Raw genomic sequence first — 26780 nt, 5'->3', positions numbered from 1 at the left:
TCAATGACGGGTTTTCAAACATGTTCGCCATGAAGGATGTTTGGCCGCACTTTACATGAATTGCATACCGAACGGTAAGTGATTAAGTGATTGGTACCGAGCAGCAACTTATTTGCCGGGAAAGAGGTAACGCATGCGCTGGCTGATAATTTATCTGCTGCTGATCGCTGTAATCTGGCTGTTTGTCACCAATACGGTGTGGCGGCGTGGCCTGCTGGCATTCTCCACCATTGTGTTTGGCGTGTTCATGCTGATATTCACGCTCACCCAGCGGGATATCGAAGCAGATATCAAAACCGCTGACCGGTTCTCCGAGGTGCGCAAGCAGGAAAGCGTGACCTTTGGCGCGGTGAAATCAACCGACATCGCTATCGGCAAGACAAGTTTGACCAATCCGAGCCGGACTGTTTTTGACAGCGCCGGCAGGGAGCGTGTTGAAGCTGACCTGTTCAAATGGCAGTTGCGGACACTGCTCACCAACCGCTCGACGGAATTCACGGTCACCAGCCTGACCCTGCAGGTCACATTGTATTCCTGCCCGGTATTTTATGATGTGGTGCAGGCCGATATCGACCCTGGCAAACTCAACGCCAATTGCACCGTGATCGGCACACGCACGGTCGGCTTTGACCCGATACAGCTGAAACCCGCTGGAAACTACCAGGGCGAGCAGATTGTCACCTTCCCCAACCAGCCCGAACCCCGCAATCCACGCTATTGGATCAAAGTACAGACGGTTACCGCAAAACTGGGGGATTAGACCGGGATGATTTTGGGTGTAATCGCCAGAAATCATAAACCTGACCACTTATGAGGTTTCAGAGCAACTTGCCGCTTTGCCTGTACCCCCGGTTTAGGGTACAAGAAACGAACTGAAAGAAATATCGTCTGGAATCGGATCCATGGAACTGCGCAAACTTATCGTTCTTGCCCTGCTGGCAATTTCGCTGTCGGCATGCGGTATCCGCGGTCCATTGGAACCACCGCCCGGTGTTGCAGCTCCCGATCCGGATGAGCCTGCCGCCATTGACCCGCTAATAAAACCGAACTGAACATCGGACCCCATCATTCGTGTTCATGCGGTTTCTCCAGCCATGACACATATGTAGGGCGACATGCATTCGGACGAGCGCACGATGTTGCCCCCACACTTTTTGATCCAGCAGTTTGACCGGTTGTTCCATGCATCATTTTTCCTATCGAAACGGCACCCTTCACGCGGAAGACATTGATCTGGCCGAACTGGCTGAGGACGTGGAAACCCCGTTTTACTGCTATTCGACGGCAACGCTCACCCGGCATCTTGAAGTCCTGAAGGCGGCTTTTCACGACCTCGACCTGACCATCTGCTATGCCATGAAGGCAAACTCCAACCAGGCCGTGATCAAGACGCTTGCAGACCTTGGTGCCGGCATGGACGTGGTGTCGGAAGGCGAATTGCGCCGTGCCCGTGCCGCCGGCGTGCCGGCCCGCAAGATCGTTTTTTCCGGCGTTGGCAAAACCGCAGCAGAAATGTCCTATGCGTTGCGTGAGGGGATTGCCTGCTTCAATGTCGAAAGTGAACCCGAGCTGGAGCTTTTGTCTGAAGTTGCCCGTCGCCTGGGCGAAACGGCAACCATCTCCATCAGGGTAAACCCGGATGTTGATGCCAAGACCCACGCAAAAATAACCACTGGCAAATCGGAAAACAAGTTCGGCATCTCCATGAGCCGGGCACGGGAAATCTATGCCCGCGCGGCATCGTTGCCGGGCCTGCGGATCAGTGGCGTCGATGTACATATCGGATCCCAGATCACAACCCTTGAGCCTTATCACGAAGCCTACACCCTGCTGGGTGAACTGGTGCAGCAACTGCGCGAAGATGGCCATACCATCACCCACATTGATTTCGGCGGCGGCCTGGGCGTCCCCTATCGCGGCACCAATGACGTACCGCCGCATCCGGACGAGTATGCTTCCGTCGTGCGTGACACCCTGGGCCATCTTGACTGCAAGTTTGTCATGGAGCCCGGCCGCATGATTGCCGGCAATGCCGGTATTCTGGTCACTCGCGTCATTCACGTGAAAGAGGAAGAAGGCAAGAAGTTCATCATCGTGGACGCGGCGATGAACGATCTGATCAGGCCGACACTGTATGATGCCTGGCATGACATCATCACCGTTGCAGAACCGGACCAGTCAGGTGCGACATCAATCGCCGATGTGGTGGGCCCCGTATGTGAATCCGGCGACTATCTCGCCCAGAACCGTCAGATGCCCCCGGTGAAGGCCGGTGACCTGATTGCGGTCATGACGGCCGGTGCCTACGGTGCCGTACAGGCCGGAACCTATAATTCAAGGTTGCTGGTGCCGGAAGTCCTGGTCAATGGCGAGCGGTTTGCCATTGTCCGGCCCCGGCAATCCTACGAAGCATTGATCGGCATGGACAGGCTTGCCGGATGGCAGCAATAATCCCGGCTCGCAATCCGCACTGATCACTTTTGCGTTTACCGCAGTGCCAATTGGCCAATAACGGCCCTTGCTTTCGCCTTGTTATGCTAGAATGATCAGGCAATGAAATTTGATCCGGCACAGATAATTGCCCGCAAGCTCTCGCTGGCCAAGGTCTCGATCTTTTGGGAACGGCTGCTGGAGCGGCTTTTTCCCGCAATGATGATTGCAGGAATTGTGCTGCTGTGCGTGTTGTCCGGCGTACTGAACCTGTTGCCTGTCTGGTTGAAATTGACCCTGTTTGGCGCAGCCGGTGCAGGGTTTTTATACTCATTGAAAAGCCTGGGCAGCCTGTCCTGGCCTTCGCAAGCAGCAGCCCTTTCACGCATTGAACGCAGGTCGGGCAAAAAGCACCGCCCGGCCTCTGGCTGGACCGACACCCTGGCTGATGAGCCTTCTGCCAGTTCTGAACAGAAAGCACTGTGGCGAGCCCACCGTCAGCGCATGGCGAAACAATTGCATGATCTGAAGGCCGGGGCGCCGCGATCACCATTGCCGCGCATCGATCAGAACGCCCTGCGCAACGCACTGGCGATTGCATTGATCGCGGCAGGCGTCCTGACCGCAGGTACCTGGCGCGAGAAAGTTGCAGAAGCTGTTGCCGTGACCGCGCCGGCTCCTGTCAACGCAATAGCAATGGATGCGTGGCTCAATCCGCCTTCCTACACCGCCAAGCCGCCTGTCCTGCTGACACGCCGTGCGCAGGCTGCTTCAGGTGCCAGCGAAGTCGCGGTGATTTCTGTTCCGCAAGGCTCAGAACTGGTGGTCCGGCTCAACGGTGCGGACGATCTCAAGGTTACCCTGTCTGATCCCGCAGCAACCACCGGAGCACCTGCCGTCTTTGACACTCTTGAAGCCCAAACACCCAGGGCCGACGCGGCAGACAAGAAAGCGGCACCTCCGTCTGCGACACAGGAGTTGCGCACAAAAGTCCAGAAATCAGCAATTGTATCCGTTAGCGGAGCAGGCCGTGAGTTGGGCATGTGGACCGTAAACGTCATCCCCGACCTGCCGCCTGTCGTGACCGTACCCGAGCAGATACAGATCACCCCGTCCGGTGCATTCTCGCTGCCGTGGAAAGTGGCAGACGATTATGGTGTGACGTCTTTGTCCGGCAAGGTTTCACTGAGGCGAGACGGCCTGGATGTCGACAAGATCGATATTGACAGTCCGTTCCTGTCGCAAGCACCGGAATTCGCCATTTCGATGCGCAAGGTCAATCCCAGGCAGGCCGAAGGCAAGAGCTTCCAGGACCTGACAGCGCATCCCTGGGCGGGTTTGCCGGTTGAAATTGTCATCGAGGGCATGGATCAGGCAGGCCAGTCCGGCCGCAGTGATGTGGTGAAGCTTGCCTTGCCGGAACGCCAGTTTTCCAAGCCGCTTGCCCAGGCCCTGGTCGAGCAGCGCAAGAATATCTTCTTCCAGCCGGACAATCAGCGTGACGTCGTACGCGCACTGTCCGCCATCCTGGTATGGCCGAAAGGCGTGGTCGAGAAGTCAGGCGTCTATCTCGGGATCCGGCATGCGGCGGCCAAGCTGTACCGCGCACGCACCCATGAAGAATCCCAACAGGTTGCCGACACTCTCTGGGAAATTGCACTGACCATAGAAAGCGGCAATCTGCATGACTCGCTGAAAAAGCTGCAGGCGATCAAGAAAGAACTTGAAAAAGCCCTGGCGGAAGGCGCGCCGGAAGAAAAAATCGCAGACCTGATGAAGCAGTTGCGCGAAGCCATGAACGAGTACCTGCAGGCCATGCAGCAGCAGATGCAGGAAAACCAGCGCAACAATCCGCAGGCGCAGAACCAGCAGCAGCAAAACCGCGCCCAGCAGGAAGTGCGTTCGCAGGACCTGCAGCGCATGATGGACATGATCGAGAATCTCGCCAAGTCGGGCGCGCGCGATGCCGCACAGCAAATGCTGTCCGAACTGGAAAACATCCTCCAGAACCTGCAGCCCGGCCGGCGCCAGGCCAATCCGCAGCGCACATCGCCGATGGCGAAAATGCTCGACCAGCTGTCCGAGATGATGCGCCGCCAGCAGCAGCTGATGGACCAGACCTTCCAGATGCCGCAAAACGGCCAGCAGCGTTCGGGCGACCAGAACCAGTCCCAGCAGCAGGGCGAGCAGGGCCAGGAACCGGGCGGGCGTGGCCAGTCCGAACAGCAAGTGCCCGGCAACGGCCAGCTGTCGCAACAGCAGGGCGATCTGGGCAAAATGCTTGAACGCCTCATGGAACAGATGCAGCAGCAGGGCCTGCAGTCACCTGACGGTCTGGGACGGGCCGAACAGCAAATGGGCGAGGCAGCCGGTGAATTGGGCCAGGGCCAGCGTGATGAGGCGCTGGGCAGCCAGGGCGAAGCCATGCGCGGACTTCGCGAGGGCGCACGCAACATGGCCCAGCAACTGATGCAGCAGGGCACCGGCAACGAAGGCAATGTCGGTCGCCACGGTGAAGGCCGCGGCGAGCAGCGCGATCCCCTGGGCAGGCCGCTGCCCTCGCAAGGAGAAGAATACGGCCAGCGCGACAACATGGTGCCCCAGGAAGCCGAAGTGGAGCGCGCCAGGCGAATCCTGGATGCTCTGCGCTCGCGCGCCAATGAGGCCGGGCGGCCGAAACTGGAACTGGACTATATCGACCGCCTGCTCAAGGGCCTGTACTAGAGCCAGCGGGTATTTCAACCCGTAAACCTGATGAATTTCAACATCTTAAGCAAACCGCCATGCGCTCTTGCAGCCTGTGTGACCGTTGCCCGGCACCAGCCCCGGCCATGTGATTTCATCTCAGGTTTGCACCGGTTTCAGAGCACCATGTCTGCGATGTGATAAAATGCACATCTGCAGAAGCAGCGTGTTCCTATGGTCATTACCAACAGAAACGCGAACAGCTCTTGCCCCTCAAGCGACAGCGTTTCTTAACCCTCTCTCCGGTTTCCCCTGGCCGGACAGAAAATGAAGGTCCCGGCAGGTTGCCCCTCTCCTGCTGGTCCCAAAACGGAAAAGGCAGCTTGTCCTCCACGGAAAAGCTGCCTTTTTCTGTTTTGCCGCGGCCTGTGCCTCAACAGGTCCCGCGCCGGCCTTTCAGGCCATTATTTGGGATTTGTGACATAGCCGACAAACGGCAGTTCGCGGAACGCATGCGCCATGTCCATGCCGTAACCGACGACAAACTTGTCCGGGCATTCAAATCCGGTGAAATCGGCATCAAGTTCCGCTGCCCGGTGACCCGGCTTGTCAAGCAGCACGGCGGTCAGCACCTGGCTGGCTCCACGTGCGGCCAGCAGGTCCTTGGCAAAGGCCAGTGTCCTGCCGGATTCGAGTATGTCGTCTATCAACAACACATCGCGTTCCGTCACGTCTGTCTGAATGTCGCGCAACACCTCGACCTGCCCGGACGACGAGGTTTGCGCGCGATAGCTCGCAAGCATCATGAAATCCACTTCCGGTGACAGCCCGGCGCCATGCATGGCACGCAGCAGGTCGGCGGCAAAAATGAAGCTGCCTTTCAGTACCGGAACAACGAGAAGCCGTTCAGGGTCCCGGTCGGCAACCGCATGGGCAATTTCCGCGACCCGGGCTGCGATCTCGGTTTCGCTGAACAAGATCTCGATTGAATGCCCGTCAATTGTAATACCGGTCATGGCTGCTCATCCCGCAATCAGAAGTTGTCTCATCTGACCACAGACAAGATCGTTGCAAATATTCTAGAGCGTCACGGGCTCAATTGAACCCATAAAATTGCTCCAGAACTTGGGAAACGATCAGTTTAATGGTTTTGGTTGTTCCGGTTAAAACCATGCTGATCCAGGTCAGAATCCCGGACGGCAGTTCAGCCGATTTCGCCAGGTCTGGCAAAGCGAATCTCGACACTCTCCACACCTGCCGGCGGCGCAGCGAGCCGGGTCACGAACGTCGACACCACGCCTGCCCCAATCGGACCCTTGCCCACGCTGTTCAGGGTCCAGGTATGGAGCTGTTTGCCGTTTGCGTTCCGGAGCACGAATCGCAGCGGCGGCACACGTCGGTCCTGCTCGGTGATATTTGCAATACGCCCGCGCAGCGCCAGCACCGGCTGGCCATTGACGATCATGTACTGCTGCTGGATCGATGAGATATTCAGGCCGTAGACATTCACCGTCTTGCCGGCAAGCGAGTACAGTTTTGCTGCCGCAGGTGCCGCCTGCACGATACGTTCGGGCATCGCGACCACAGCTCCAAGCACCAGGCATATGCCGGCCGCGAGTCCGGTCCAGCCCCGCATCTGTGCGTTTCGGCGATGGCGTGCAGTCCTGGCCTTGTGCTCCGCAACCTGCGCTGCCCGGGCGATCTTGCGCGCTTCGGCGATGATCCGGTCTTCGGCATCTTCATCAGCGACATCAGGTTTACTGGGCTGCGCGTGAACCGGCACAAGGTCGCTTACATCGGTCGCATGCGCCTCGATCCAGCCATGCCCGCAGCTTCCGCATCGCATCACGGTCGCATCAGAGCCTGATTCATTTGGCATTTCAAACTTGGTTGCGCATGAGGGGCAGGAGACTATCATCTGTTACGTCCGGTTCCGGTGATTCGGCTCATTCTGGTATAAGGCGCCAGTGATTGCGGCTTTTTCGCCTGACCAGAGAAACCTTGCTTCTCGATACTGACAGTAAAACGGAAATACGGTTAATTCGGCGTAAATGCCTATCCGGTATCAAACCATTGTAGAAATGGCAGCCTGATCTTGAGGAACCCGCTTGTCGATCGTTCGATTTGAAAATGTCGGTTTGCGTTATGGCAATGGACCGGAGATCCTGAAAGATCTCAACCTGACACTTGAAACGGGGTCGTTCAATTTTCTGACCGGCGCATCGGGTGCCGGCAAGACGTCGCTCATGCGCATGCTGTTTCTGGCACTCAAGCCGACCCGCGGCATGATCTCGCTGTTCGGAGAAAACACCAACGGGCTGCGGCGCGGGAAAGTGCCCGATGTACGCAGGCGGATCGGCGTCGTGTTTCAGGAGTTCCGGCTGCTGGATCACCTGACTACATTCGAGAATGTTGCGCTTCCCTTGCGGGTTCGCGGCAACAAGCTCAAAGACTATCGCGACAATGTGCTTGAGCTGCTCGACTGGGTCGGCCTCGACCAGCACACCAATGCCTACCCGGCTGTGTTATCCGGCGGCGAAAAGCAACGCGCGGCCATCGCACGGGCGGTCATTTCCAGCCCCGAACTGCTGCTTGCAGACGAGCCGACCGGCAATGTGGACCCTGCCCTGGCACTGCGTCTGATGCGCCTGTTCCAGCAGCTCAACCAGTTTGGCACGACGGTTTTGATCGCAACCCACGACACTCATTTGCTGGACACCATCAAGGCTCCCGTTCTGCGGCTCGAAGACGGCAGGACGACATGGCAATGAACAAGAACGCCGGTGCAGAGAAATTCGAGGGCCATGCGTCCGGTTTCAGTGACGGCGACAACCGGAAATTGCAGGTGGTCGGCAAAGGGCGCTCCAAGGTCATTCCGCAGGCAACAGCGCCGCACATGACACTGATGACGGCAATGGCGGCGATGTGTTACCTCGCCGTGCTGGCAATCGGCGCCCTGCTGATGACGGATGCCGCCGTCAACAGCTGGACGTCACAAATCGCCAGCCAGGTCACTGTGCAGATCACCGCGGCAGATGGGGTCGACGTTGACGGCGACGCCGCAAAAGTTGCCGACATCCTGACCGCCACAAAGGGTATTGCCGGCATTGATGTCGTCAGCCCGGATGCGGCACGCAAGCTGCTTGAGCCGTGGCTTGGCGAAGGCGGCATCCTGGATGATCTGCCAATACCGCGCCTGATCAATGTCAGTATCGATCAGTCGTCGCCGCCTGATCTTGAATTGCTGCGCGCCACACTCGCCACCGAAGTTCCGTCCGCCACCCTCGACACGCATCGGCGCTGGCAGGCCGAGCTGATCAGCATGGCCGGTTCGCTTACATGGCTGGCCATCGCGGTGCTCAGCCTGATTGCAACAGCGGCAATTGTACTTGTCATTTACGCGACACGCGCCGCGATGGAGGCAAACCGGGAGGTCATCGAAGTCCTGTATCTGGCAGGCGCACGCGACAGCTTCATATCGCGCGAGGTTTTGTGGCGCTTCTGCCTGACCGGGTTGAAAGCCGGCCTGATCGGATCCCTGTTGGGTTTTGCGACCTTCGTTGTCCTGGGTTTGGGCAGCGGCCGGCTGTCGGAGCCGGTCAAGGCATTCCTGTATCACCCGCTGGACAGCGGCAGCGCGAACTACGCCGCCTTTATTGTCGTGCCGGTTGTTGCTACAATGATCTCACTTATCACGGCGCGTATTTCCATATCACGGGTCTTGAAGGCCATGTTCTGACACGGCATAAACCTGTGCTGCGCCGTGAATGACCATGGAGCAGCAGGCCAGGGCCTGGAACGTTATTTCACCCGGTGATGTTTTTTGATGTCTGACCCTTCCGGAAAATCCAGTGCCGAGACGCATGACAGCGACACGCAGCGACGGCGTGGCAATAGCTGGTGGGTCGGACTGGGTATCGTTGTGTGCATGCTTCTTGCTGCAACAGCAGGGTTTGCGTCATTTTCCGAAAAGTCGCGCAAGATTGCCGGACCGGCCAACCTGTCGGTGGATGGAATTGTGGTTCTCACCGGCGGGCCGGAACGTATTTCCGCAGCGGTTCGCCTGCTTGAACAGAAAACCGCCAGACGCCTGTTGATTTCAGGTGTTTACCCGGCAACCACGGCCCGGCAGCTGAGCCGGATTACACAGGCCGAAGCCAGTTTGTTCAACTGCTGCGTGGATCTGGACAAACGCGCTCCCGACACCCGCGGCAATGCAGCAGAAGCAGCCGACTGGGCAACCAGGCATAAATTCAGAAAAATTGCGGTCGTAACAAGCGACTATCATATTCTGCGCGCCATCGTTGAGTTTTCGCGTGCCATGCCCGACGTTGAACTGGTGCCCTATCCGGTTGCCAGTGATGACACCGGGAAGACTGCACGTTCGTTTTCAATGCTGCGCCTGTGGATCAGCGAATATGTCAAATACCTGCTTGCGCTGCTGCTCTGAAACTGCGGCGACAATCAGGATGCGGTACGGGAGAATTGGGTGTGCTGGCGTTTCGGTCCTTACTGTTCAATCTGGTTTTCTACATCAATCTGGTGCTGTTTCTGGTGCTCGGGTTCTGGTTCATGTTCACGCCGAGAAGCTGGTCCATAGCCGCCCTGAGGGTCTGGGCGAGAACGTCATTGTGGTGGATGAAGCTGATCACCGGCACCAGGATGGAAGTCCGTGGCCGCGAGCACATACCGCAAACAGGCGGCCTGCTGGCCGGCAAGCACCAGTCAGCCTGGGACATATTTGCCCTGCTTCCCCTGCTGGCAGACCCTGCCCTGGTGCTGAAGCGCGAGTTGACCTTCATCCCCGTGTTCGGCTGGTTCTGCCTCAAGTTCAAGATGATCTCGGTGAACCGGTCGGCAGGTCCGTCTGCCCTGAAAAAGATGATTGCCGATGCAAAACAGGCCATTGCCGCTGGACGCCAGGTCCTGATATTTCCCGAAGGCACGCGAATGGGTCCGGATGCCGAGCCGGACTACAAACCGGGCGCAACCGCGCTCTACATGCAACTTGGCGTGCCATGCACACCATTTGCGCTGAATTCCGGCCTGTACTGGCCCAGACGCCGGTTCATCCGGCACCCGGGCACCATCATCGTGGAGTTCCTGCCGCCGATCGAAGCCGGTCTCACCCGCAAGCAGTTTTCAGCCCGCCTGCAGGACGTCGTTGAAGAAGCAACCAGCCGGCTGGTCGCCGAAGGGCGCGCAGGTTAACCGGCTGGCAATACCTTTTGGCTAGAACAAACCATGAATATGTGTGATGATGTTCCGTCCATCACACCAGTTGTGGGTAACCATCGTGGCTACAGACACCGCACTTGATCCGATTTCCCGCGAAATCTGGGACATGAAGTACCGCTTCAAGTCGCCGGACGGCTCAGCCATTGATCAGACGATCGACGACACATGGGCCCGTGTCGCCAAGGCACTGGCGGCACCTGAAAAGGCAAAAGTCCGAACACGCTGGGAGAAGGCCTTTGCCGAGGTCATGTCCGGCTACAAGTTCCTGCCGGCAGGACGCATCATTGCCGGTGCCGGCACCAACCGTTCGGTGACGCTGTTCAACTGCTTTGTCATGGGCACCATCGAGGATGACATGGGCGCGATCTTCAATGGATTGCGCGAGGCCGCACTGACCATGCAGCAGGGTGGTGGCATAGGCCATGACTTTTCAACGCTTCGGCCCAAGGGCGCGCCGGTCAGGGGCGTCGGCGCGGACGCCTCCGGGCCACTGAGTTTCATGGACGTCTGGGACGCCATGTGCCGCACCATCATGTCGGCGGGCTCGCGGCGCGGCGCCATGATGGCGACCATGCGCTGCGACCATCCCGACATTGAAGATTTCATTACAGCGAAACATGAAGCCCAGCGCCTGCGCATGTTCAACCTGTCGGTGCTGGTCACCGATCCGTTCATGGCGGCCGTGAAGGCCGACGGGGACTGGCCGCTGGTGTTCGGCGGCACCGTTTTCAAAACCGTACGGGCCCGTGACCTGTGGAACCGGATCATGCAGGCGACCTATGCCTATGCCGAACCCGGCGTGATTTTCATCGACCGGATCAATTCGCGCAACAATCTTTCCTATTGCGAGACCATTCACGCCACCAACCCGTGCGGGGAACAACCGCTGCCGCCCTATGGCGCCTGCCTGCTCGGCTCGATCAACCTGGCCAGCCTGGTGACAACCCCGTTTTCAGATGCAGCTCACCTGGACATGGAAGAGCTTGTGCGCATAACCGGCATCGCCGTGCGCATGCTGGACAATGTGGTGGATGTGTCAAACTACCCGCTGGAAGCCCAGGCTGCCGAGGCCCGCGCCAAGCGGCGCATCGGCCTGGGGGTTACCGGTCTCGCCAATGCACTCGCCATGTGCGGGCTGCGCTATGGCTCTGAAGACGCCGCAGCGGCTGCAAAAATCTGGATGCAGGCAATCGAGCGCGCTGCCTACCTGGCGAGCTCCGGACTTGCTGCGGAAAAAGGCTCCTTCCCGCTGTTCGATGCTGAGGAATACCCGGCGTCGGGTCATGTCCGCGACCTTGATGATGACGTGCGCGGCGCAATTCGCGAAAACGGCATCCGCAACGCCCTTCTCACGTCGATTGCGCCGACCGGCACCATCTCCCTGTTTGCCGGAAATGTGTCGTCCGGCGTCGAACCGGTGTTTTCGCTGAACTACAACCGCAAGGTCCTGCAGCCGGACGGCAGTCACCGGATCGAGCAGGTTGAAGATTACGCGCTGCGGGCTTTTCGCGCGCTGCGCGGCGACGAAGCCGACCTGCCGGATGCATTGGTAACCACGGCAGACCTGTCACCGCACGATCACCTTGTCATGCAGGCCGCCCTGCAGGGCCATGTCGACAGTTCCATTTCCAAAACCGTCAATTGCCCGGAAAACATCTCGTTCGAGGACTTCGGCAATGTCTATATGGAAGCCTGGGAGCTCGGGCTGAAGGGATGCACGACCTACAGGCCCAATGACATCACCGGATCAGTGCTGTCCGAGGCGCTGGCTGACGAAGGGGCCGAAGCGCAAGCCGCCCTGCCGCTCGAAGCCCCTGCCGCACCGGTTGGGCAAACCGAAGCGGGCATTGTCTACATGCGCCAGCCGCTCGACCGCGATCCTGTGCTGCCGGGCTTTACCTACAAGCTGAAATGGGGTGACAGCGATCACGCCATATACATCACGCTCAACGACATCATCGAGAACGACCGCAGGCGGCCGTTTGAGATCTTCATCAATTCAAAGAACATGGAACACTATGCCTGGACCGTGGCGCTGACCCGCATGATCTCTGCCGTGTTCAGGCGCGGCGGCGATGTGTCCTTTGTGGTCGAGGAACTGAAAGCCGTGTTTGACCCGCGCGGCGGTCACTGGATGGAAGGCAAGTATGTCCCCTCGCTGCTGGCTGCCATTGGCGGTGTTATCGAAAAGCACATGCTGGCGACCGGGTTCCTGAAGAATGTGGAAAACCTGTCTGCGGCTGATCCGGCTTCGGTTGACGCGAAACGCCTGGCCGTCGGGGATGATGCGGGGCCCGCCGGTCCGCAATGCCCCAAATGCAACGAGTTTTCCCTGGTTTTTCAGGAAGGATGCGCCACTTGCATGTCCTGCGGATACTCGAAATGCGGTTGAACCGGCAATTTTCATCTTGACCTCAGAGATTTTTTGTTCTACTTTTGTTCTCATCAAGAGAGCAGGAGAAAAGTCATGGGATTTAGCGTAAGTGCCGAGCTGGAAAACGAGTTCAGTGACAGATTCTGGTTCTGGACCGGCGTGTCCGGCAAGCGTTACATCCATTCGGTCTACAGCACTGAAAACTGCCCGCCCTTGCCGGGTGCCATTTATGTAATGGTCCGCCGGCTTGAGAGCGGTGCGCGGGCGCCTGTTCGCATGGGGCGGTTTTCACCCTTGTGGGATTTCCCGCTGCCAACAGAAATGACCGACGGTGCCTGTGAAATTCATGTGCACCTGCTGGCAGGCGATGAAAGCCAGGCATTGCGTGTTTACGACGATCTCGCTGCGTCCCTTGAGCTGGATGCAGCCGATGCGCCGGCCATTTGCCGCCCCTTGCCTGCGCGCGACACGGGCCGCTTTGTTCAGCCCGTGCTTCCTCTGTTTTCAGAAATGGCAGCCTAGTTCAAAGCCGTTTTCCAAGGTTGGCTATAATCGCTGGTTTCGGGCAAGCGTCATGACTTCCGAAAGATGCCTGTCCTTGAAACCCAGTTCCTCAATGTGATCCAGCGTTGAGGCAATATAGTCGATGCACGGCCCCCCCTTGCCGTGTCCCTGCAGGACAAACGGCAACAGGTCTTCGGCAGACCGCTTGCCGGCATATTGCACATGGTCCTGATCAACCAGGTACACAAGTGCATTCACCTTGTGAGGTGTGCCGTCACGGTCGACGAACATTTCGCGCCACCGTTCCTTGTAGATCATGGTTACCTGTTCGCGTTCGCGCAGATAGGCAATCGTATCATCCCGTCTGCCGACAGCCACACGATATCCGATACCCCTGCACGAACCACCCCGATCAAGGCCCAGGACCATGCCGGGTTTTTCCGGTGTACCGCGATGCACGTGCGAATAGATACACAGCCGGCGATGAACGCCGTGCATAATGGCGCCACAGCGTTCCTCGAACTCAAACCCCGGCCGCCACATCAGCGAACCGTAACCAAATACCCAAAAATCCAAGTTCATCCGCTTACCAAATGTTTATCGGTTTGAATGCATAGCAGACACATTCATTCCGCTTCAACAAACACCATGATAAATTGACCGAGAATCAAACGCCCAACCAATCAACCGTCCCGGTCCTGCAACCATGAGCAACCCTCTCGAAGTCAAACGCACCTCGCCGTTAAAGACGATGGCACCGCTGATTGTGTTTCTATGCATTGCATTGGCCTGGAGTGTCTACTGGTACATTGCCCTGGGCAAAGCCAAACAGAAACTGGCCGCACTGGAAGCCGCACATGTCACATTGAAATGCGACCAGCGCAGCTGGGGCGGTTATCCTTTCCGTGTCCATTTTGACTGTACCGGCGTGAGCGCCGACCTGTCGGGAACCGACCTTACAGCCGACAAACTTCGCCTGATCGGCCAGGCCTGGAACCCCAGCCATATCATCGGCGCCCTGTTCGGCCCGGTAAACATCAACGGTCTCAAGATCAGCGGAGACCCGGTGCGGTTCAGTTATCGCTCCAAGAACGGCAGCCTGGCGCTCGCCTCGCTGCTGGCCGAAAAACAATCCATTGCGCTGAGTGCAGACAAACAGCTGACAATCGCAAAAACCGAAGCTCATCTGCGACCGGCAGCAGACACGCCGCGGCTCGACCTGTCCATCACCTTGTCCAACCTGTCCACCGGCGAAGCTCAACTGGACAGTTTCACTGTCACCGGCGCCCTGGATCAGACAATACCCAGAGAAGGAAGTTTCGAGCTCCTGTCGGAACCGTCCAATTATTTCGACGCAGTATGGATTGCCCGATACCTGGGAGACCTGGATGATGCCGAAATGAATGCGGCTCAGGCGGTTATCAACCCGCTGCTGAAAGCCAACGACAACAAACTGCCCATCCAGTTGAAAGACCAGACCTGGTATTGGGGACCCTTTGCCGTCGCAACATCAAAGTGAGGCTTCAGGGCAAAAAGCCCGGTTATCAATCCTGGCCGTCTTTGGTAGCGATCGCCTCGCCATGCTGGCCACTGCGCCCGAAATCCGGCTCGTCGGTATCCTGACCAGCCTCGATAATGCGCTGACGAATACCCCGCGCCCGGGTAAACGTGTCAAACAGCATGTCGCCGTCGCCCCAGCGGATCGCTCTTTGCAGGGCCGACATGTCTTCCGAAAACCGGCCAAGCAGTTCCAGCACGGCCTGTTTGTTGTTCAGGTAAACATCCCGCCACATGGTCGGGTCTGATGCCGCAAGACGGGTAAAATCCCTGAATCCACCGGCCGAGTACTTGATGACCTCCTGCTGGGTCACTTCTTCAAGGTCTGCCGCCGTTGTCACGATGTTGAAGGCAATCAGTTGCGGCAGGTGAGAAGTGATGCTCAACACCCTGTCATGATGATCGGCGTCCATTATGTCGACATCGCTACCACAAGCCTGCCAGAACGCGGTCAATCGCGCTGTGGCGCCATCATCGGCTCCGCTGAGGGGTGTCAGGATACACCAGCGGTTTTCAAACAGGGAAGCAAAACCGGAGTCCGGACCTGAATACTCGGTACCGGCAATCGGATGTCCTGGGACAAAATGGACATTGTCCGGAATATGCGACGACACTGCACTGATAACCGCCGCCTTGACCGATCCCACGTCAGTGACAATCGCACCCGGTTTCAGCGCCGCACTGATGGCCTTTGCCACCGGCCCGCATGCACCGACCGGCACGCAAAGCACCACCAGGTCAGCATCGCGCACAGCGTCTGCAGGGTCCTCATGCATGGTATCAGCCAGGCCCAGCTGCATGGCGCGGTCGCGGGTTTCAGCAGACCGTGCATGCCCCGATATCGCCTTCGCCAGATTTTCCCGCCGCATGATGTGAGACAGCGATGAGCCAATCAGGCCCAATCCGATCAGGGCGACTTTTTCAAACGGGTCAAATGCCATGCCTGCTCAATCCGCCACAAAGGACTGAAGCGCGTCGATAAACGCGCCGCACCCGGCCTCATCACCGATGGATACCCGCAACGCACCAGGTAACCCGTAAGCGTCCATGCGCCGCACGATCACATTGTTTGCCGCCAGAAACGCGTCAGCTTCCGCAGCGGTCTTTGTGCCGTCCTGCGGAAATTGAACCAGCACAAAATTGCCGACACTCGGTATTACATTCAGGCCCATCGCCTCGACCGCAGCCGTGACCTTCGGCAACCAGATGTCGTTGTGCTCAACCGCTTTCGCCAGATGGCCGGCATCGCGAATGGCCGCCGCACCGGCGGCAATGGCCGGCATGGCCACATTGAACGGCCCGCGAATGCGGTTCAGCACATCGGCCACATTGGCCGGGCAGTAAGCCCAGCCCAGGCGCAGGCCCGCCAGCCCGTAAGCTTTTGAAAAGGTGCGGGTCATAACCACATTCTTCGACGTTGATACCAGCTCCAGCCCGGCTTCGTAGTCGTTGCGGCGGACATATTCCGCATAGGCCGCATCCAGCACCAGCAAACAGTCTGCCGGCAGGCCGACGTGCAGCCGCTTGACCTCGTCAAAGCTGACATAGGTCCCCGTCGGGTTATTCGGGTTGGCCAGAAACACCATGCGCGTGCGAGGTGTGACCGCGCCAAGAATTGCGTCTATGTCAGCCGTGAGATTGCGCTCGGCCACCACCACCGGCGTCGCCCCGTTGGCCCGAATGACGATCGGATAAACCAGAAACCCGTGCTCTGTGTGAATAGCCTCATCACCCGGCTGCAGGTAGCCGCTCGCCAGCAGTTGCAGCAGTTCGTCAGACCCGGCACCGCAGACAATGTTTGCCGGATTGATTCCATGAGTCTCGGCCAGTGCCTCACGAAGCGCGCCCGAACCGCCATCAGGATACAGCGCCAGGTTCTGCGTGCATTCGGCATAGGCCTGCATCGCTTCCGGGCTGGGGCCCAGCGGCGACTCGTTCGATGACAGTTTATGAACCTTGCCTTTCCCTGACCCGCCGGACTTGCCGGGCACATAGGCTGCAATCTCCAAAATACCATCGCGTGGCCGGGGCATGTCCGCTGCATTGCTCATGGTTTGCTCAGCTCCATCGCACTGGGGTATCTGCCGGCGATCCTGAGCCCCAGGCCGGTATTGCCCTTCAGGCTGACCAGTGGCTGTTCCGACATGTCCAGGTAACCCGGTATCGACGTCAGGTACACATCATCGGCAAGCTTCAGATGCCAAATGGGTTTGGGGACAAAATCACGCGGCAGTTTGCCAGTCGTCACCAGAAGCGTTTCATCTTCTCCGGTCGGTTCACTGGCCGCATGGCCAAGCACTGCCAGTGACCGTCCCGGTTTGTCGGAACCGGCAGCCAGAACCGCAACCACGCGCGCCGGTTTGCCCTCGGGCGTCTGCTCCAGCACACTGCGCCAGTCGAGTTTCATCGGCACCACCACCAGCACCTGCTCACCATCCGAGAGCGCGGCGAGCGCGGCTTTCATCGAGCTCGCCTTCTCCACCGGCAACAGCGACGCGAACAGGTCTGTCGCCTGTCTGTAGCGCAGGTCGCTCATCACTTCAGGAATGGTGACAATACGGACGTCCGCCTGGGCCAGAATGGAAGCGGAAATAACCGTGCGCCAGACCCGCTCGATAACTGCGACAGGAACTTGACCGGCAGCGACCTCAACCAGTCGGCGAAGTATGACGGCTTCGCGGCCCGGCCGGTATGGCATTGCGCCGGTCAGCAGGTCTGACGTCTTGGCAAGCCGCACTTTTTCGCTGGCCGCAAACCGGGCGCACAACAGTTCGACGATCTGCTCGTCGATGCTGTCGATCTCCTGCCTGATACCGCTAAGCTCAGGTGTTTGAATGTCCGGTTTTTCCATCAGGGAGAACTGCCCGTGCACGTTACATTCCACGTCGGGGGTTCAACCCCGCCATGCAGATATGCTCTAGAGAGTCCTTGGCAAAAAATCAAAGACAAACAAGTTTCACAAAACATCAGGTCTGGGACTGGGATCGCACATTCAGTCCCGTGCGCGCCGGTTGCGGGATGATATTCGGCCGCAATGACGGCACCAGCTGGCGTTTCTGCTTGCCCCCGGTAACCGCGTAAACCTGCTTGATTGCCTCAACCATGATCAGCCCCGAAAACCCCGGACCGATCCACGATCCCATCCGTTCACACAGTGTGGCGCTGCGTACCATGAAACGGCGTTCGCTTGGCGGCATGAACAGCATCGAGGTCCACCCGGCCGGCGAAAACTGCGCATTGCGCAAAAGCGTTGTCAGCTGGCCGCGTGAAAACGGCCTGCCGTGACCAAACGGCGTGTTGTCAAAGCGGGCCCAAAGGCCGCGCCTGTTCGGAACGACAAACACCGCGCGCCCCTGCGGCGCCAGCACGCGCCATAGTTCGCGCAGCATGTCCGGCAGCTGATCGGTGAGTTCCAGCCCATGCACCACCAGCACGAAGTCCATGCTGCCGTCTGCCAGGGGCAGGCAGGCTTCATCCACCAGGGCGCTGGCGCTGTTGCCCCTGGCCGGCCAGTGCACGACCCCCTGACGTGCCGGCATCATCGCCATCACATTGCGCCCTTCATCGAACAGGCCGTCCAGATAGGGTGTGCAATATCCGAGCCCCAGCACGCGCGCGCCCTTTACGCCGCGCAACCGCGCACGAAGCCGTGACACGATAATGCGACGCGTTGCAAGCCCAAGCCTGCTGGCGTAAAACTCTTTGAGATCGACAACATCCATAGTCTTTTCAACCTATCCGAAATTCACCCCGTTACAACAGGATCAACATGTCCAGTCTCCAGTATCATCTGTTCCCGGCCCTCAGCGACAATTACGGCGTGCTGATGCATTGTCCCGATAGCGGGCAAACCGCGTCCATTGACGCACCGGAAGCAGCCGCGGTAGAAAAGGCATTGGCGGATACCGGTTGGCAGCTCACTCATATACTGGTCACCCATCATCATCATGACCATGTCGGCGGCGTGCTTGAACTCAAGGACAAATGGAACTGCGCTGTTGTCGGCTCTTCCGAAGAGCCCAATGCCCTGCCCGGCCTGACCGACACAGTGACACCTGGCGGTACATACGATTTTGCCGGTCATGTCGCCCGGATCATCCATACACCCGGACACACGCTCGGCCATATCACCTGGCATTTCGCAGATGACGGAATTGTATTTGCCGGAGACACGCTGTTCACACTGGGTTGCGGCAGGGTGTTTGAAGGTACCATGGAACAGATGTGGTCGTCCTTGCAGGTTTTCGAGGCCATGCCGCCTGAAACAATCGTATACAGCGGCCACGAATACACCGCAGCCAATGCGGAATTCGCATTGAGCGTCGAACCTGACAACACGGCATTGCGCGCCCGTGCCGGGGAGATTGCTAAACTCCGGGCCGACGGCAAACCGACCGTTCCGACAACCATTGCCGAGGAAATGCAGACCAATCCGTTCCTGCGTGCCGGCTCTGCCGCCCGTTTTGCGGAAGTGAGAAGGGCCAAGGACAGTTTTTAGATCATGCGACAACAGCATAGATGAAGGCGGCATAGCCTGCCAGGAAGGCGAAGCCGACGCGCTTGCCGAACCGCTTTACCACCACGGCGAGGAAGAACAGCACCAGCGACACACCGATCATCACCGGTATGTCGACCTTGAGCATTTCATCTGAAACCGGGATCGGCGAAATCACCGCAGTGATCCCGGCAATGCCAAGAACATTGTAGATGTTTGACCCCAGCACGTTGCCCAGCGCGATGTCCGAGTGCTTTCGCATGGCGGCAATGATGGATGTCGCCAGTTCCGGCAGCGACGTACCTATGGCAACCAGCGTCAGGCCGACAACTTCATCAGACACTTCAAAAGACTTGGCAACTACAATGGCATTCTCGACGAGAAGCTTGCCGCCGAACAAAACGGCTGCGGTGCCGCAGGCCACGAACATGATGTCCAGCCAGAGCGCCTTGGATGGTTTCGGCAGGTCATCGTCCGGTTCCACCGGCTGCTTGCCGTTCTTGCGGCGGTCGGAATACAACAGGAAACCCATGTATGTGACCAGAATCGCAATGAAGATCAGCCCCCAGTGCAGGGACAAGACGCCGGAATAACACGCCACGCCAAGCAATGCCGCGGTGAAGATCATGAAAAAGCCGTCCCGGAACACAGCCGCCTTCGAACATACGATCGGGTAGATCGCCGCGCCAACGCCGAGGATCAGCAGTATGTTGGCAATGTTCGATCCCACGACATTGCCCATGGCGATACCGGGGGCGCCGGCGAGCGCGGCCTGGATCGAGGCAACCAGTTCCGGCACGGAGGTGCCGAACCCGACAATGATGATACCGACCACCAGATTGGACAGGCCGAGACGAAGGGCAAGCGCGGCAGCACCACGCACCAGAAATTCACCACCGGCCAGCAGCAGAACGAACCCCGCCAGCAATCCGAGAAATATTATCATGAGCCCCTTGCCTGCATGCCCCTGAAATCGGAGCAACGTGAGGGGCTGCACCCCTCACGTTGCTCTTGGTGTTATCTAGGTAACCTGCTGCCAAATTAAAAGGGCGGCAGATCCAAATCTGCCGCCCTCGATCGTTCCACCGAACCGCCTGGCCGGTTACAACATGTACTGGCCGCCATTGGCGGAGATGGTCGAACCGGTGATGAAACCGGCATCGTCTCCCACCAGGAACAACACGCACTTGGCAATTTCTTCCGGCTCACCCAGCCGACCCACCGGAATATGCGGCAGGATCGCCTTGTCCAGCACATCCTGCGGAATGGCACGAACCATTTCCGTGCCGATATAGCCGGGGCATATCGCATTGACGGTAATACCCTTCCTGGCGCCTTCCTGGGCCAGTGCCTTGACGAAACCGATATCGCCCGCCTTGGCAGCGGAATAATTTGACTGGCCCATCTGGCCCTTCTGGCCGTTGATCGAGGAAATGCACACCACTCTGCCGAAGCCACGCTCACGCATGCCTTCCCAGACCGGGCGCGTCATGTTGAACAGTGAATTGAGGTTGGTATTTATGACGGCATTCCAGTTTTCCGGTGTCATCTTGTGGAACATCGCGTCACGTGTGATGCCGGCATTGTTGACCAGAATGTCAACCGGGCCGAAATCGTTCTCGATGGTTTTCAGTGCGGTTTCGCAGGCACCATAATCACCAACGTCCCACTTCATCACCTCAATGCCGGTCTGTGCCTTGAAATTGGTGGCTGCTTCATCATTGCCGGCATAACTGGCAACAACCTTGTAACCGGCATCCTTCAGCGCTGTGGCAATGGCTGCACCAATACCCCGGGTTCCCCCGGTCACGACTGCTATACGTGACATGTCATCATACTCCCTGTTCTATTGAATTGTCTCAGTCGCGCTCGACACACATGGCAACACCCATGCCGCCACCGATGCAAAGCGTGGCGAGGCCCTTCTTGGCGTCACGCTTCTGCATTTCATGCAGCAGGGTCACGAACACGCGCGCGCCCGAAGCCCCGATTGGATGGCCAATCGCAATGGCACCGCCATTGACGTTCACGATGTCCGGGTTCCAGCCCATGTCCTTGTTCACTGCACACGCCTGCGCTGCAAATGCTTCATTGGCTTCTACCAGGTCGAGATCCTCGACCTTCCAACCGGCTTTTTTGAGCGCCGCGCGTGATGCCGGGATCGGACCTGTTCCCATGATAGCCGGGTCAACACCGACATTTGCCCACGATGCGATCCGGGCCAGCGGTGTCAGGCCGCGCTTCTTGGCTTCCGCCGCACTCATCAGGATAACCGCGGCAGCGCCATCATTGATGCCGGACGCATTGGCGGCCGTAACCGAACCTTCCTTGTCAAAGGCCGGTCGCAGTTTGCCGACTGACTCTTTCGTTGTGCCGTGCTTGATGTATTCATCCTGGTCAACCACGATGTCGCCCTTGCGGGTCTTGATCGTAACCGGGCAGATTTCATCCGTGAACTTGCCGGCCTTCTGGGCTGCTTCCGCCTTGTTCTGCGAAGCCACGGCAAAATCGTCCTGCTGTTCGCGGGTGATCTGCCACTGCTTGGCGACGTTCTCGGCGGTCGTGCCCATGTGGTAGCCGTTGAAGGCATCCCACAAGCCGTCCTTGATCATGGTGTCGATCATCTTGTAGTCGCCCATCTTCACGCCATTGCGAAGATGCTGGCAGTGCGGTGCCTGGCTCATCGACTCCTGGCCCCCGGCGGCAACCACGTTCGCATCGCCATTGGCAATCTGCTGCATGCCCAGTGCAACCGCCCTGAGACCGGAGCCGCACAACTGGTTCATGCCCCATGCCGGGCTTTCGACCGGGATGCCGGCATTGACCGAAGCCTGGCGGGCCGGGTTCTGGCCTGCGCCTGCAGTCAGGATCTGGCCCAGGATCACTTCATCGACGTCCTTGCCTTCGAGACCGGCACGTTCCATAGCGGCCTTCAGCGCCGTGGTGCCAAGTTCAGACGCCAGCACCGGGCTCAGCGCTCCATTGAAAGAACCGACCGGGGTGCGGGCGGCCGAGACAATAACAACATCATTATCGGAAGTGGACATGGGCATCATCCTTTTCAACTACGTAAAACATGCTTTCAGGGTTGCGGTACACTTGCCCCAACGAAACCCATTGTGCAATGCACAATTGGTCGCGGTCTGTGCGGCATATGAGCCGCCGCGAGGGCCAAGCAAAAACACAGCACACACGATTTACCCCAATCCAGTCAATGGAAAGTCGTCATCGCGTTGCTCGACAAGCTTGCAATGGCGTGTATATGCTGCAATGCAAAGACAGCTTCGAACAGGAACCGGCTGTCCCCTTCATCTCAAGACCACAGAGTAGCAAATATGTCCGACGACAAGAGCGACCCGATTGTCATAAAAAAATACGCAAACAGACGTCTCTACAACACCGCAAGTTCGGCCTATGTGACGCTTGATGATCTCTCGCAGATGGTCAAGGACGGCAGTGATTTTGTCGTGCATGACGCCAAGAGCGGTGAAAACATCACCCGTCAGGTACTGACCCAGATCATCTTTGAAGAAGAAGCAAAGGGCGAGAATCTTCTGCCGATCGACTTCCTGCGCCAGTTGATCCGGTTTTACGGCGACAGCATGCAGGCGTTTGTACCCAGCTACCTGCAGTTCTCCATGGAACACCTGACCCGCGAGCATGAGCGGCTTCGCGAAGAGATGGTGGGCACCGCGGGAACCGAGATGATAAAATCCATGGAGGACCAGGCGCGCAAGAACATGGCCATGTTCCAGGACGCCATGCAGTTGTTCAATCCGTTTGCCGCCATGCAGAATGTAAACGGCGCTGCGCCCGAGGCTGCGGAAGAATCTGCCAAGCCGGAGACCGAGGCCGAACCGGAGGCATCGTCCGAAACGGATCTCAAGGAACTGCAGAACCAGATCAAGACAATGCAGTCGCAGATCGAGAAGCTGGCCGGCAAGGACTGACCTGGCGGCCTCTGCCTGAGTGAAGCTGCCGGTTCCGGGTCAATACCCGACAGCAAAACCGTCCTTGCGCGGTTCAGAGCCTGCACACAGCATATTGCTGGCAGGGTCGATCGCAATGATCTGGCCGCCACCATAGGGTTCTTCCGGGCGATGCACCCTATGGCCAAGCGCGGTCAGCCCGTCTGCCACGTGCTGCGGCACACCCTGTTCGAGCCCCACCTGCCCGTCCTCGTGAAACGCCCTGGGAAACTCCAGCGCTTGCTGCGGGTCCATGCCATAGACATAGCGGTTCACCATCATCGCCACATGCCCCATCGGCTGGTACGCGCCGCCCATCACGCCAAACGACTGCACGATGCTGCCGTTTTCGCGCACCATGGCGGGAATGATCGTGTGCAGCGGCCGCTTGCCGGGACCGATACAGTTGGGATGGCCCGGCACGGCGGAAAACCCCGCACCCCGGTTCTGCATGGTGATGCCGGTTTTCGGCGTGACGACACCTGAGCCGAAGCCGTGATAGATCGAGTTGATGAACGACACCGCCATGCGGTCCTTGTCCACGATACTCAGATAGACGGTATCGGAGCCTGGCAGCGGTACGACATCTTCAGGTTCGGGGATGACGCGATCCATGGCAATCTGCGCCGCCAGCTTGTCCGTCATGGCGTCGGAGAGAAGCTCTTCGACGGGAATGTCTGAGAAATCCTGGTCGGCAATGTGGCGATTGCGAATGACCCAGGCCAGCCGGATGGCTTCAATTTCCAGGTGACGCCGCTCAACGCTTTCAGGCGCGTACTGCGCCAGATCGAACCGGCTGAGAATATTGAGCGCCACAAGAGCCGTCAGCCCGGTGCCGTTCGGTGGAATCTCCAGAATTTCACGGCCCTGATACACGGTGCTGATCGGCGTGACCCACGAGGCTTTTGTTGCTGCCAGGTCTTCCATGGTGATCAGGCTGCCCTTGGCCTGAAGCGTTGCAACAATGTCTTCAGCCACTGTACCTGTATAAAACCCGGTGCGCCCCTCAGCGGCGATGATTTCCAGTGTATCGGCCAGTGCCGGCTGTTTCACCAGTTGTCCCGCTGCCGGTGCCTTGCCGTCGGGCAGGTAATGCATGCGACCGCCTTCATCCAGCCCGATGAAGTCCGCAAGCCCGGCCCAGTCGTGCGCCGTTCTCGGGCCGACAGGATGTCCTTCGCGGGCCAGCGCGATGGCAGGCTGCAGCATGTCGCCCAGCGGCCTTGAGCCGAACCGTTGCAGCAGCGCCGCCCAGCCATCCACGGCGCCGGGCACCGTAATGGCGTGCACATTGTCTGCTGCGATTTCTTCCAGACCTGACGACTTCAGCCAGGCATCGTCCGCATGCATGCTGGAACGCCCGGATCCATTGAGGCCTGTCACCTCACCGTCAGGCGTACCGATCAGAGCAAAACAGTCGCCGCCGATCGCCGTCATTTGTGGCTCGGTTATGCACAACACCGCCGATGCTGCGATGGCGGCATCGGCTGCATTGCCGCCCGTCCGCAAAACATCAAGCGCCGCCAGTGACGCCTGTGGCGACGATGTAGCCACACAAGCCTCGGCCGCATACACCGCAGACCGTCCAGGTACATGAAAATTTCTCATATCAAGTGCCTTTTCATCATCTATTGGCAGCAACCGTGACTTACGCGTATTAAAGATGCCTCAAACTAGGCGTCTCATCGGCATGGTCAAGTTCGTTAACAACGGTTTCACGCTCCGGGACACGCTTTAGCCAAGCGCGCACATTCATTATCAACCGCAGAATAGCGGTAAATCACGTCAAAACAGCCACGACAGCCGGAATTCAGGAGGACTACCAAATGGCATCGGTGAAATCAGATATCGAGATCGCCCGCGAAGCAACCATGAAACCAATCATGGAAATTGGCGCCAAGATCGGCATCAACGATCAGCATCTCATTCCTTACGGTCATACCAAGGCAAAAATCTCGGCAGAATTCATCAAGTCCGTCCAGGGCAATGACGATGGCAACCTGATCCTGGTCACCGCCATCAACCCGACACCGGCCGGTGAAGGCAAGACCACCACCACGGTCGGCCTGGGCGACGGCTTGAACGCCATCGGCAAGAAGGCCATGATCTGTATTCGCGAAGCATCGCTGGGTCCATGCTTCGGCATGAAGGGTGGCGCGGCCGGCGGCGGTTACGCGCAGGTGGTTCCCATGGAAGACATGAACCTGCACTTCACCGGCGATTTCCACGCCATCACGTCGGCCCACAACCTGCTGTCAGCCATGCTCGACAATCATGTCTACTGGGGCAACAAGCTCGACATCGATGTGCGCCGGGTTTCCTGGCGCCGGGTCATGGACATGAACGATCGCGCCCTGCGCCAGATCGTGTGCAATCTGGGCGGCGTGGCCAATGGCTTCCCGCGCGAAGCCGGTTTCGACATCACCGTGGCATCAGAGGTCATGGCCATCCTGTGCCTGGCAACCGACATTGAAGACCTGCAGCGCAGGCTGGGCGATATCATCGTCGCCTACAAGCGTGACCGGTCACCGGTTTACTGCCGCGACATCAAGGCCGACGGCGCCATGACCGTTCTGCTCAAAGATGCCATCCAGCCGAACCTGGTGCAGACACTGGAAAACAATCCGGCCTTTGTGCACGGCGGCCCGTTCGCCAACATCGCCCATGGCTGCAACTCGGTGATGGCAACCACCACGGCTCTGAAGATCGCCGACTATGTGGTGACCGAAGCAGGCTTCGGCGCAGACCTTGGTGCGGAGAAATTCTTCGACATCAAGTGCCGCAAGGCAGGCCTGAAACCAAAGGCCGTTGTGATCGTGGCAACTGTTCGCGCCATGAAGATGAACGGTGGCGTTGCCAAGAACGATCTCGGTGCAGAGAACGTCGATGCCGTGAAGGCAGGCTGCGCCAACCTTGGCCGTCATATCGAGAACATCAAGAAGTTCGGTGTCCCGGCTGTTGTCGGCATCAACCATTTCATCACCGATACCGATGCCGAAGTCGAAGCCCTGAGCGAGTTCGTAAAATCACAGGGCGCTGAAGCGGTTCTGTGCAAGCACTGGGCGCACGGCTCGGACGGCACAAAGGACCTTGCCAACAAGGTGGTGGAGATGGTCGAAGGCGGCACCGCCGACTTCAAGCCGCTGTACGGCGACGATCTGAGCCTGTTCGACAAGATGGAAGCCATCGCAAAGGGCATCTACCGTGCCGACGGTGTTGTCGCCGACGCCAAGATCATGAACCAGCTGAAAGCCTGGGAAGACCAGGGCTATGGCAAGCTGCCGGTGTGCATGGCCAAGACCCAGTATTCTTTCACCACCGATCCGAACATGCGCGGTGCGCCGACCGGGTTCACCTTGCCGGTGCGCGAAGTGCGTTTGTCTGCAGGAGCCGGTTTCGTGGTTGCCGTGTGCGGTGAGATCATGACCATGCCGGGCCTGCCGTCGGTACCGGCCGCGGAATCGATCATGCTCAATGACGATGGTCAGATCGAGGGTCTGTTCTGATCAGCATCGCCCTCGTGGTTTGA

25 protein-coding genes are annotated in these 26780 nt (G+C 58.5%); 14 read left to right on the top strand and 11 right to left on the bottom strand.

All coding sequences use genetic code 11. The features are described 5' to 3' along the window. Positions 1-133: 133 nt before the first annotated feature. The 4 genes from DHN55_RS05800 to DHN55_RS05785 all read left to right on the top strand — a co-directional run bounded on the left by DHN55_RS05800 (position 134) and on the right by DHN55_RS05785 (position 5154). A complete protein-coding gene (locus DHN55_RS05800) occupies positions 134-760 on the top strand; it encodes a hypothetical protein (RefSeq protein ID WP_108880391.1) in 627 nt (208 codons plus the stop codon). 142 nt (positions 761-902) lie between these two features. After that, positions 903-1052: an LPS translocon maturation chaperone LptM gene (gene lptM / locus DHN55_RS05795; protein WP_108880390.1), complete on the top strand. Its 150-nt coding sequence runs from the start codon at positions 903-905 to the stop codon at positions 1050-1052. A 130-nt stretch (positions 1053-1182) separates the two neighbouring features. Then, positions 1183-2451, top strand: a complete 1269-nt coding sequence (lysA, locus tag DHN55_RS05790) for a diaminopimelate decarboxylase (RefSeq protein ID WP_108880389.1) — start codon at positions 1183-1185, stop codon at positions 2449-2451. Positions 2452-2553: 102 nt separating this feature from the next. Continuing rightward, on the top strand, positions 2554-5154 hold the full coding sequence (locus DHN55_RS05785) for a TIGR02302 family protein (protein WP_108880388.1): 2601 nt from the start codon (positions 2554-2556) through the stop codon (positions 5152-5154). A 425-nt stretch (positions 5155-5579) separates the two neighbouring features. On the opposite strand, the gene hpt is transcribed toward DHN55_RS05785, so the two are convergent. Both hpt and DHN55_RS05775 read right to left on the bottom strand, forming a co-directional pair. Further along, positions 5580-6131 (bottom strand): hypoxanthine phosphoribosyltransferase, encoded by a 552-nt coding sequence (hpt, locus tag DHN55_RS05780; protein ID WP_108880387.1) that lies wholly within the window; start codon positions 6129-6131, stop codon positions 5580-5582. Between the two features lie 188 nt (positions 6132-6319). Next, positions 6320-7033 (bottom strand): MJ0042-type zinc finger domain-containing protein, encoded by a 714-nt coding sequence (locus tag DHN55_RS05775; RefSeq protein WP_108880386.1) that lies wholly within the window; start codon positions 7031-7033, stop codon positions 6320-6322. A 196-nt stretch (positions 7034-7229) separates the two neighbouring features. On the opposite strand from DHN55_RS05775, the gene ftsE reads away from it, so the two are divergent. From ftsE to DHN55_RS05745, 6 genes are all read left to right on the top strand, one after another. Then, a complete protein-coding gene (gene ftsE / locus DHN55_RS05770) occupies positions 7230-7886 on the top strand; it encodes a cell division ATP-binding protein FtsE (protein WP_108881734.1) in 657 nt (218 codons plus the stop codon). Then, positions 7883-8854 carry a cell division protein FtsX gene (locus DHN55_RS05765; RefSeq protein ID WP_337659964.1) on the top strand — a complete coding sequence of 324 codons (972 nt, stop codon included), beginning with the start codon at positions 7883-7885 and terminating at the stop codon, positions 8852-8854. Before ftsE ends, DHN55_RS05765 begins: the two co-directional genes overlap by 4 nt. Positions 8855-8941: 87 nt before the next feature. After that, entirely contained in the window at positions 8942-9565 is a 624-nt protein-coding gene (locus DHN55_RS05760) for an ElyC/SanA/YdcF family protein (protein ID WP_108880384.1), read from the top strand. A 41-nt stretch (positions 9566-9606) separates the two neighbouring features. Beyond that, positions 9607-10326, top strand: coding sequence for a lysophospholipid acyltransferase family protein (locus DHN55_RS05755; RefSeq protein WP_337659963.1), 720 nt, complete (start codon positions 9607-9609; stop codon positions 10324-10326). 46 nt (positions 10327-10372) lie between these two features. Further along, entirely contained in the window at positions 10373-12745 is a 2373-nt protein-coding gene (locus DHN55_RS05750; RefSeq protein ID WP_337659962.1) for an adenosylcobalamin-dependent ribonucleoside-diphosphate reductase, read from the top strand. A gap of 75 nt (positions 12746-12820) precedes the next feature. Then, positions 12821-13249: a hypothetical protein gene (locus DHN55_RS05745; RefSeq protein WP_108880383.1), complete on the top strand. Its 429-nt coding sequence runs from the start codon at positions 12821-12823 to the stop codon at positions 13247-13249. A gap of 24 nt (positions 13250-13273) precedes the next feature. Here the strand turns inward: DHN55_RS05745 and DHN55_RS05740 are convergent, their stop codons facing one another. Further along, positions 13274-13813: a gamma-glutamylcyclotransferase gene (locus tag DHN55_RS05740; RefSeq protein ID WP_108880382.1), complete on the bottom strand. Its 540-nt coding sequence runs from the start codon at positions 13811-13813 to the stop codon at positions 13274-13276. Positions 13814-13937: 124 nt separating this feature from the next. Between DHN55_RS05740 and DHN55_RS05735 the strand changes: the two genes are divergently transcribed. After that, positions 13938-14750 (top strand): DUF2125 domain-containing protein, encoded by an 813-nt coding sequence (locus tag DHN55_RS05735; protein WP_108880381.1) that lies wholly within the window; start codon positions 13938-13940, stop codon positions 14748-14750. A 25-nt stretch (positions 14751-14775) separates the two neighbouring features. On the opposite strand, the gene DHN55_RS05730 is transcribed toward DHN55_RS05735, so the two are convergent. From DHN55_RS05730 to DHN55_RS05715, 4 genes are all read right to left on the bottom strand, one after another. Beyond that, positions 14776-15729: a prephenate/arogenate dehydrogenase family protein gene (locus DHN55_RS05730; RefSeq protein ID WP_108880380.1), complete on the bottom strand. Its 954-nt coding sequence runs from the start codon at positions 15727-15729 to the stop codon at positions 14776-14778. Positions 15730-15735: 6 nt separating this feature from the next. Beyond that, positions 15736-16839, bottom strand: coding sequence for a histidinol-phosphate transaminase (hisC, locus tag DHN55_RS05725; RefSeq protein WP_108880379.1), 1104 nt, complete (start codon positions 16837-16839; stop codon positions 15736-15738). Continuing rightward, complete coding sequence (locus DHN55_RS05720; RefSeq protein ID WP_108880378.1) at positions 16836-17660, bottom strand: chorismate mutase; 825 nt, start codon at positions 17658-17660, stop codon at positions 16836-16838. The genes hisC and DHN55_RS05720 overlap by 4 nt, the downstream gene beginning before the upstream one ends. A 94-nt stretch (positions 17661-17754) precedes the next feature. Next, positions 17755-18510, bottom strand: coding sequence for a methyltransferase domain-containing protein (locus DHN55_RS05715; protein ID WP_108880377.1), 756 nt, complete (start codon positions 18508-18510; stop codon positions 17755-17757). A 47-nt stretch (positions 18511-18557) separates the two neighbouring features. Here DHN55_RS05715 and gloB point away from each other — a divergent pair, with 47 nt between their 5' ends. After that, positions 18558-19286: a hydroxyacylglutathione hydrolase gene (gloB, locus tag DHN55_RS05710; protein ID WP_108880376.1), complete on the top strand. Its 729-nt coding sequence runs from the start codon at positions 18558-18560 to the stop codon at positions 19284-19286. A 1-nt stretch (position 19287) separates the two neighbouring features. Here gloB and DHN55_RS05705 read toward each other — a convergent pair whose 3' ends face one another. The 3 genes from DHN55_RS05705 to DHN55_RS05695 form a co-directional block, all read right to left on the bottom strand. After that, positions 19288-20229: a calcium/sodium antiporter gene (locus tag DHN55_RS05705; RefSeq protein WP_108880375.1), complete on the bottom strand. Its 942-nt coding sequence runs from the start codon at positions 20227-20229 to the stop codon at positions 19288-19290. A 156-nt stretch (positions 20230-20385) separates the two neighbouring features. Beyond that, the gene (gene phbB, locus DHN55_RS05700; protein WP_108880374.1) at positions 20386-21111 is read right to left on the bottom strand and encodes an acetoacetyl-CoA reductase; all 726 of its coding nucleotides are present in this window, start codon (positions 21109-21111) and stop codon (positions 20386-20388) included. A gap of 31 nt (positions 21112-21142) precedes the next feature. After that, positions 21143-22330: an acetyl-CoA C-acyltransferase gene (locus tag DHN55_RS05695; protein WP_108881731.1), complete on the bottom strand. Its 1188-nt coding sequence runs from the start codon at positions 22328-22330 to the stop codon at positions 21143-21145. Between the two features lie 288 nt (positions 22331-22618). Here DHN55_RS05695 and phaR point away from each other — a divergent pair, with 288 nt between their 5' ends. After that, entirely contained in the window at positions 22619-23233 is a 615-nt protein-coding gene (gene phaR / locus DHN55_RS05690) for a polyhydroxyalkanoate synthesis repressor PhaR (protein WP_108880373.1), read from the top strand. Positions 23234-23272: 39 nt separating this feature from the next. Here the strand turns inward: phaR and ggt are convergent, their stop codons facing one another. Continuing rightward, positions 23273-24859, bottom strand: coding sequence for a gamma-glutamyltransferase (gene ggt / locus DHN55_RS05685; protein ID WP_108881730.1), 1587 nt, complete (start codon positions 24857-24859; stop codon positions 23273-23275). A 218-nt stretch (positions 24860-25077) separates the two neighbouring features. On the opposite strand from ggt, the gene DHN55_RS05680 reads away from it, so the two are divergent. Continuing rightward, entirely contained in the window at positions 25078-26757 is a 1680-nt protein-coding gene (locus tag DHN55_RS05680; protein ID WP_108880372.1) for a formate--tetrahydrofolate ligase, read from the top strand. Positions 26758-26780: the final 23 nt, after the last annotated feature.

This window comes from Anderseniella sp. Alg231-50, assembly GCF_900149695.1.
In the GTDB taxonomy this organism is placed as follows: Bacteria; Pseudomonadota; Alphaproteobacteria; order Rhizobiales; family Aestuariivirgaceae; genus Anderseniella.
The sequence above is the reverse complement of the archived record's forward strand: the minus strand, read 5'-3'. Positions and strand labels throughout refer to the sequence as shown.

Excerpts from the sequence above, each read along its gene's own strand:
- DHN55_RS05800 (WP_108880391.1), top strand. The coding sequence starts at position 134 with ATGCGCTGGCTGATAATTTATCTGCTGCTGATCGCTGTAATCTGGCTG.
- lptM (WP_108880390.1), top strand. The coding sequence starts at position 903 with ATGGAACTGCGCAAACTTATCGTTCTTGCCCTGCTGGCAATTTCGCTG.
- lysA (WP_108880389.1), top strand. The coding sequence starts at position 1,183 with ATGCATCATTTTTCCTATCGAAACGGCACCCTTCACGCGGAAGACATT.
- DHN55_RS05785 (WP_108880388.1), top strand. The coding sequence starts at position 2,554 with ATGAAATTTGATCCGGCACAGATAATTGCCCGCAAGCTCTCGCTGGCC.
- hpt (WP_108880387.1), bottom strand. The coding sequence starts at position 6,131 with ATGACCGGTATTACAATTGACGGGCATTCAATCGAGATCTTGTTCAGC.
- DHN55_RS05775 (WP_108880386.1), bottom strand. The coding sequence starts at position 7,033 with ATGATAGTCTCCTGCCCCTCATGCGCAACCAAGTTTGAAATGCCAAAT.
- DHN55_RS05765 (WP_337659964.1), top strand. The coding sequence starts at position 7,883 with ATGAACAAGAACGCCGGTGCAGAGAAATTCGAGGGCCATGCGTCCGGT.
- DHN55_RS05760 (WP_108880384.1), top strand. The coding sequence starts at position 8,942 with ATGTCTGACCCTTCCGGAAAATCCAGTGCCGAGACGCATGACAGCGAC.
- DHN55_RS05750 (WP_337659962.1), top strand. The coding sequence starts at position 10,373 with ATGATGTTCCGTCCATCACACCAGTTGTGGGTAACCATCGTGGCTACA.
- DHN55_RS05745 (WP_108880383.1), top strand. The coding sequence starts at position 12,821 with ATGGGATTTAGCGTAAGTGCCGAGCTGGAAAACGAGTTCAGTGACAGA.
- DHN55_RS05740 (WP_108880382.1), bottom strand. The coding sequence starts at position 13,813 with ATGAACTTGGATTTTTGGGTATTTGGTTACGGTTCGCTGATGTGGCGG.
- DHN55_RS05735 (WP_108880381.1), top strand. The coding sequence starts at position 13,938 with ATGAGCAACCCTCTCGAAGTCAAACGCACCTCGCCGTTAAAGACGATG.
- DHN55_RS05730 (WP_108880380.1), bottom strand. The coding sequence starts at position 15,729 with ATGGCATTTGACCCGTTTGAAAAAGTCGCCCTGATCGGATTGGGCCTG.
- hisC (WP_108880379.1), bottom strand. The coding sequence starts at position 16,839 with ATGAGCAATGCAGCGGACATGCCCCGGCCACGCGATGGTATTTTGGAG.
- DHN55_RS05715 (WP_108880377.1), bottom strand. The coding sequence starts at position 18,510 with ATGGATGTTGTCGATCTCAAAGAGTTTTACGCCAGCAGGCTTGGGCTT.
- gloB (WP_108880376.1), top strand. The coding sequence starts at position 18,558 with ATGTCCAGTCTCCAGTATCATCTGTTCCCGGCCCTCAGCGACAATTAC.
- DHN55_RS05705 (WP_108880375.1), bottom strand. The coding sequence starts at position 20,229 with ATGATAATATTTCTCGGATTGCTGGCGGGGTTCGTTCTGCTGCTGGCC.
- phbB (WP_108880374.1), bottom strand. The coding sequence starts at position 21,111 with ATGTCACGTATAGCAGTCGTGACCGGGGGAACCCGGGGTATTGGTGCA.
- DHN55_RS05695 (WP_108881731.1), bottom strand. The coding sequence starts at position 22,330 with ATGTCCACTTCCGATAATGATGTTGTTATTGTCTCGGCCGCCCGCACC.
- phaR (WP_108880373.1), top strand. The coding sequence starts at position 22,619 with ATGTCCGACGACAAGAGCGACCCGATTGTCATAAAAAAATACGCAAAC.
- ggt (WP_108881730.1), bottom strand. The coding sequence starts at position 24,859 with ATGAGAAATTTTCATGTACCTGGACGGTCTGCGGTGTATGCGGCCGAG.
- DHN55_RS05680 (WP_108880372.1), top strand. The coding sequence starts at position 25,078 with ATGGCATCGGTGAAATCAGATATCGAGATCGCCCGCGAAGCAACCATG.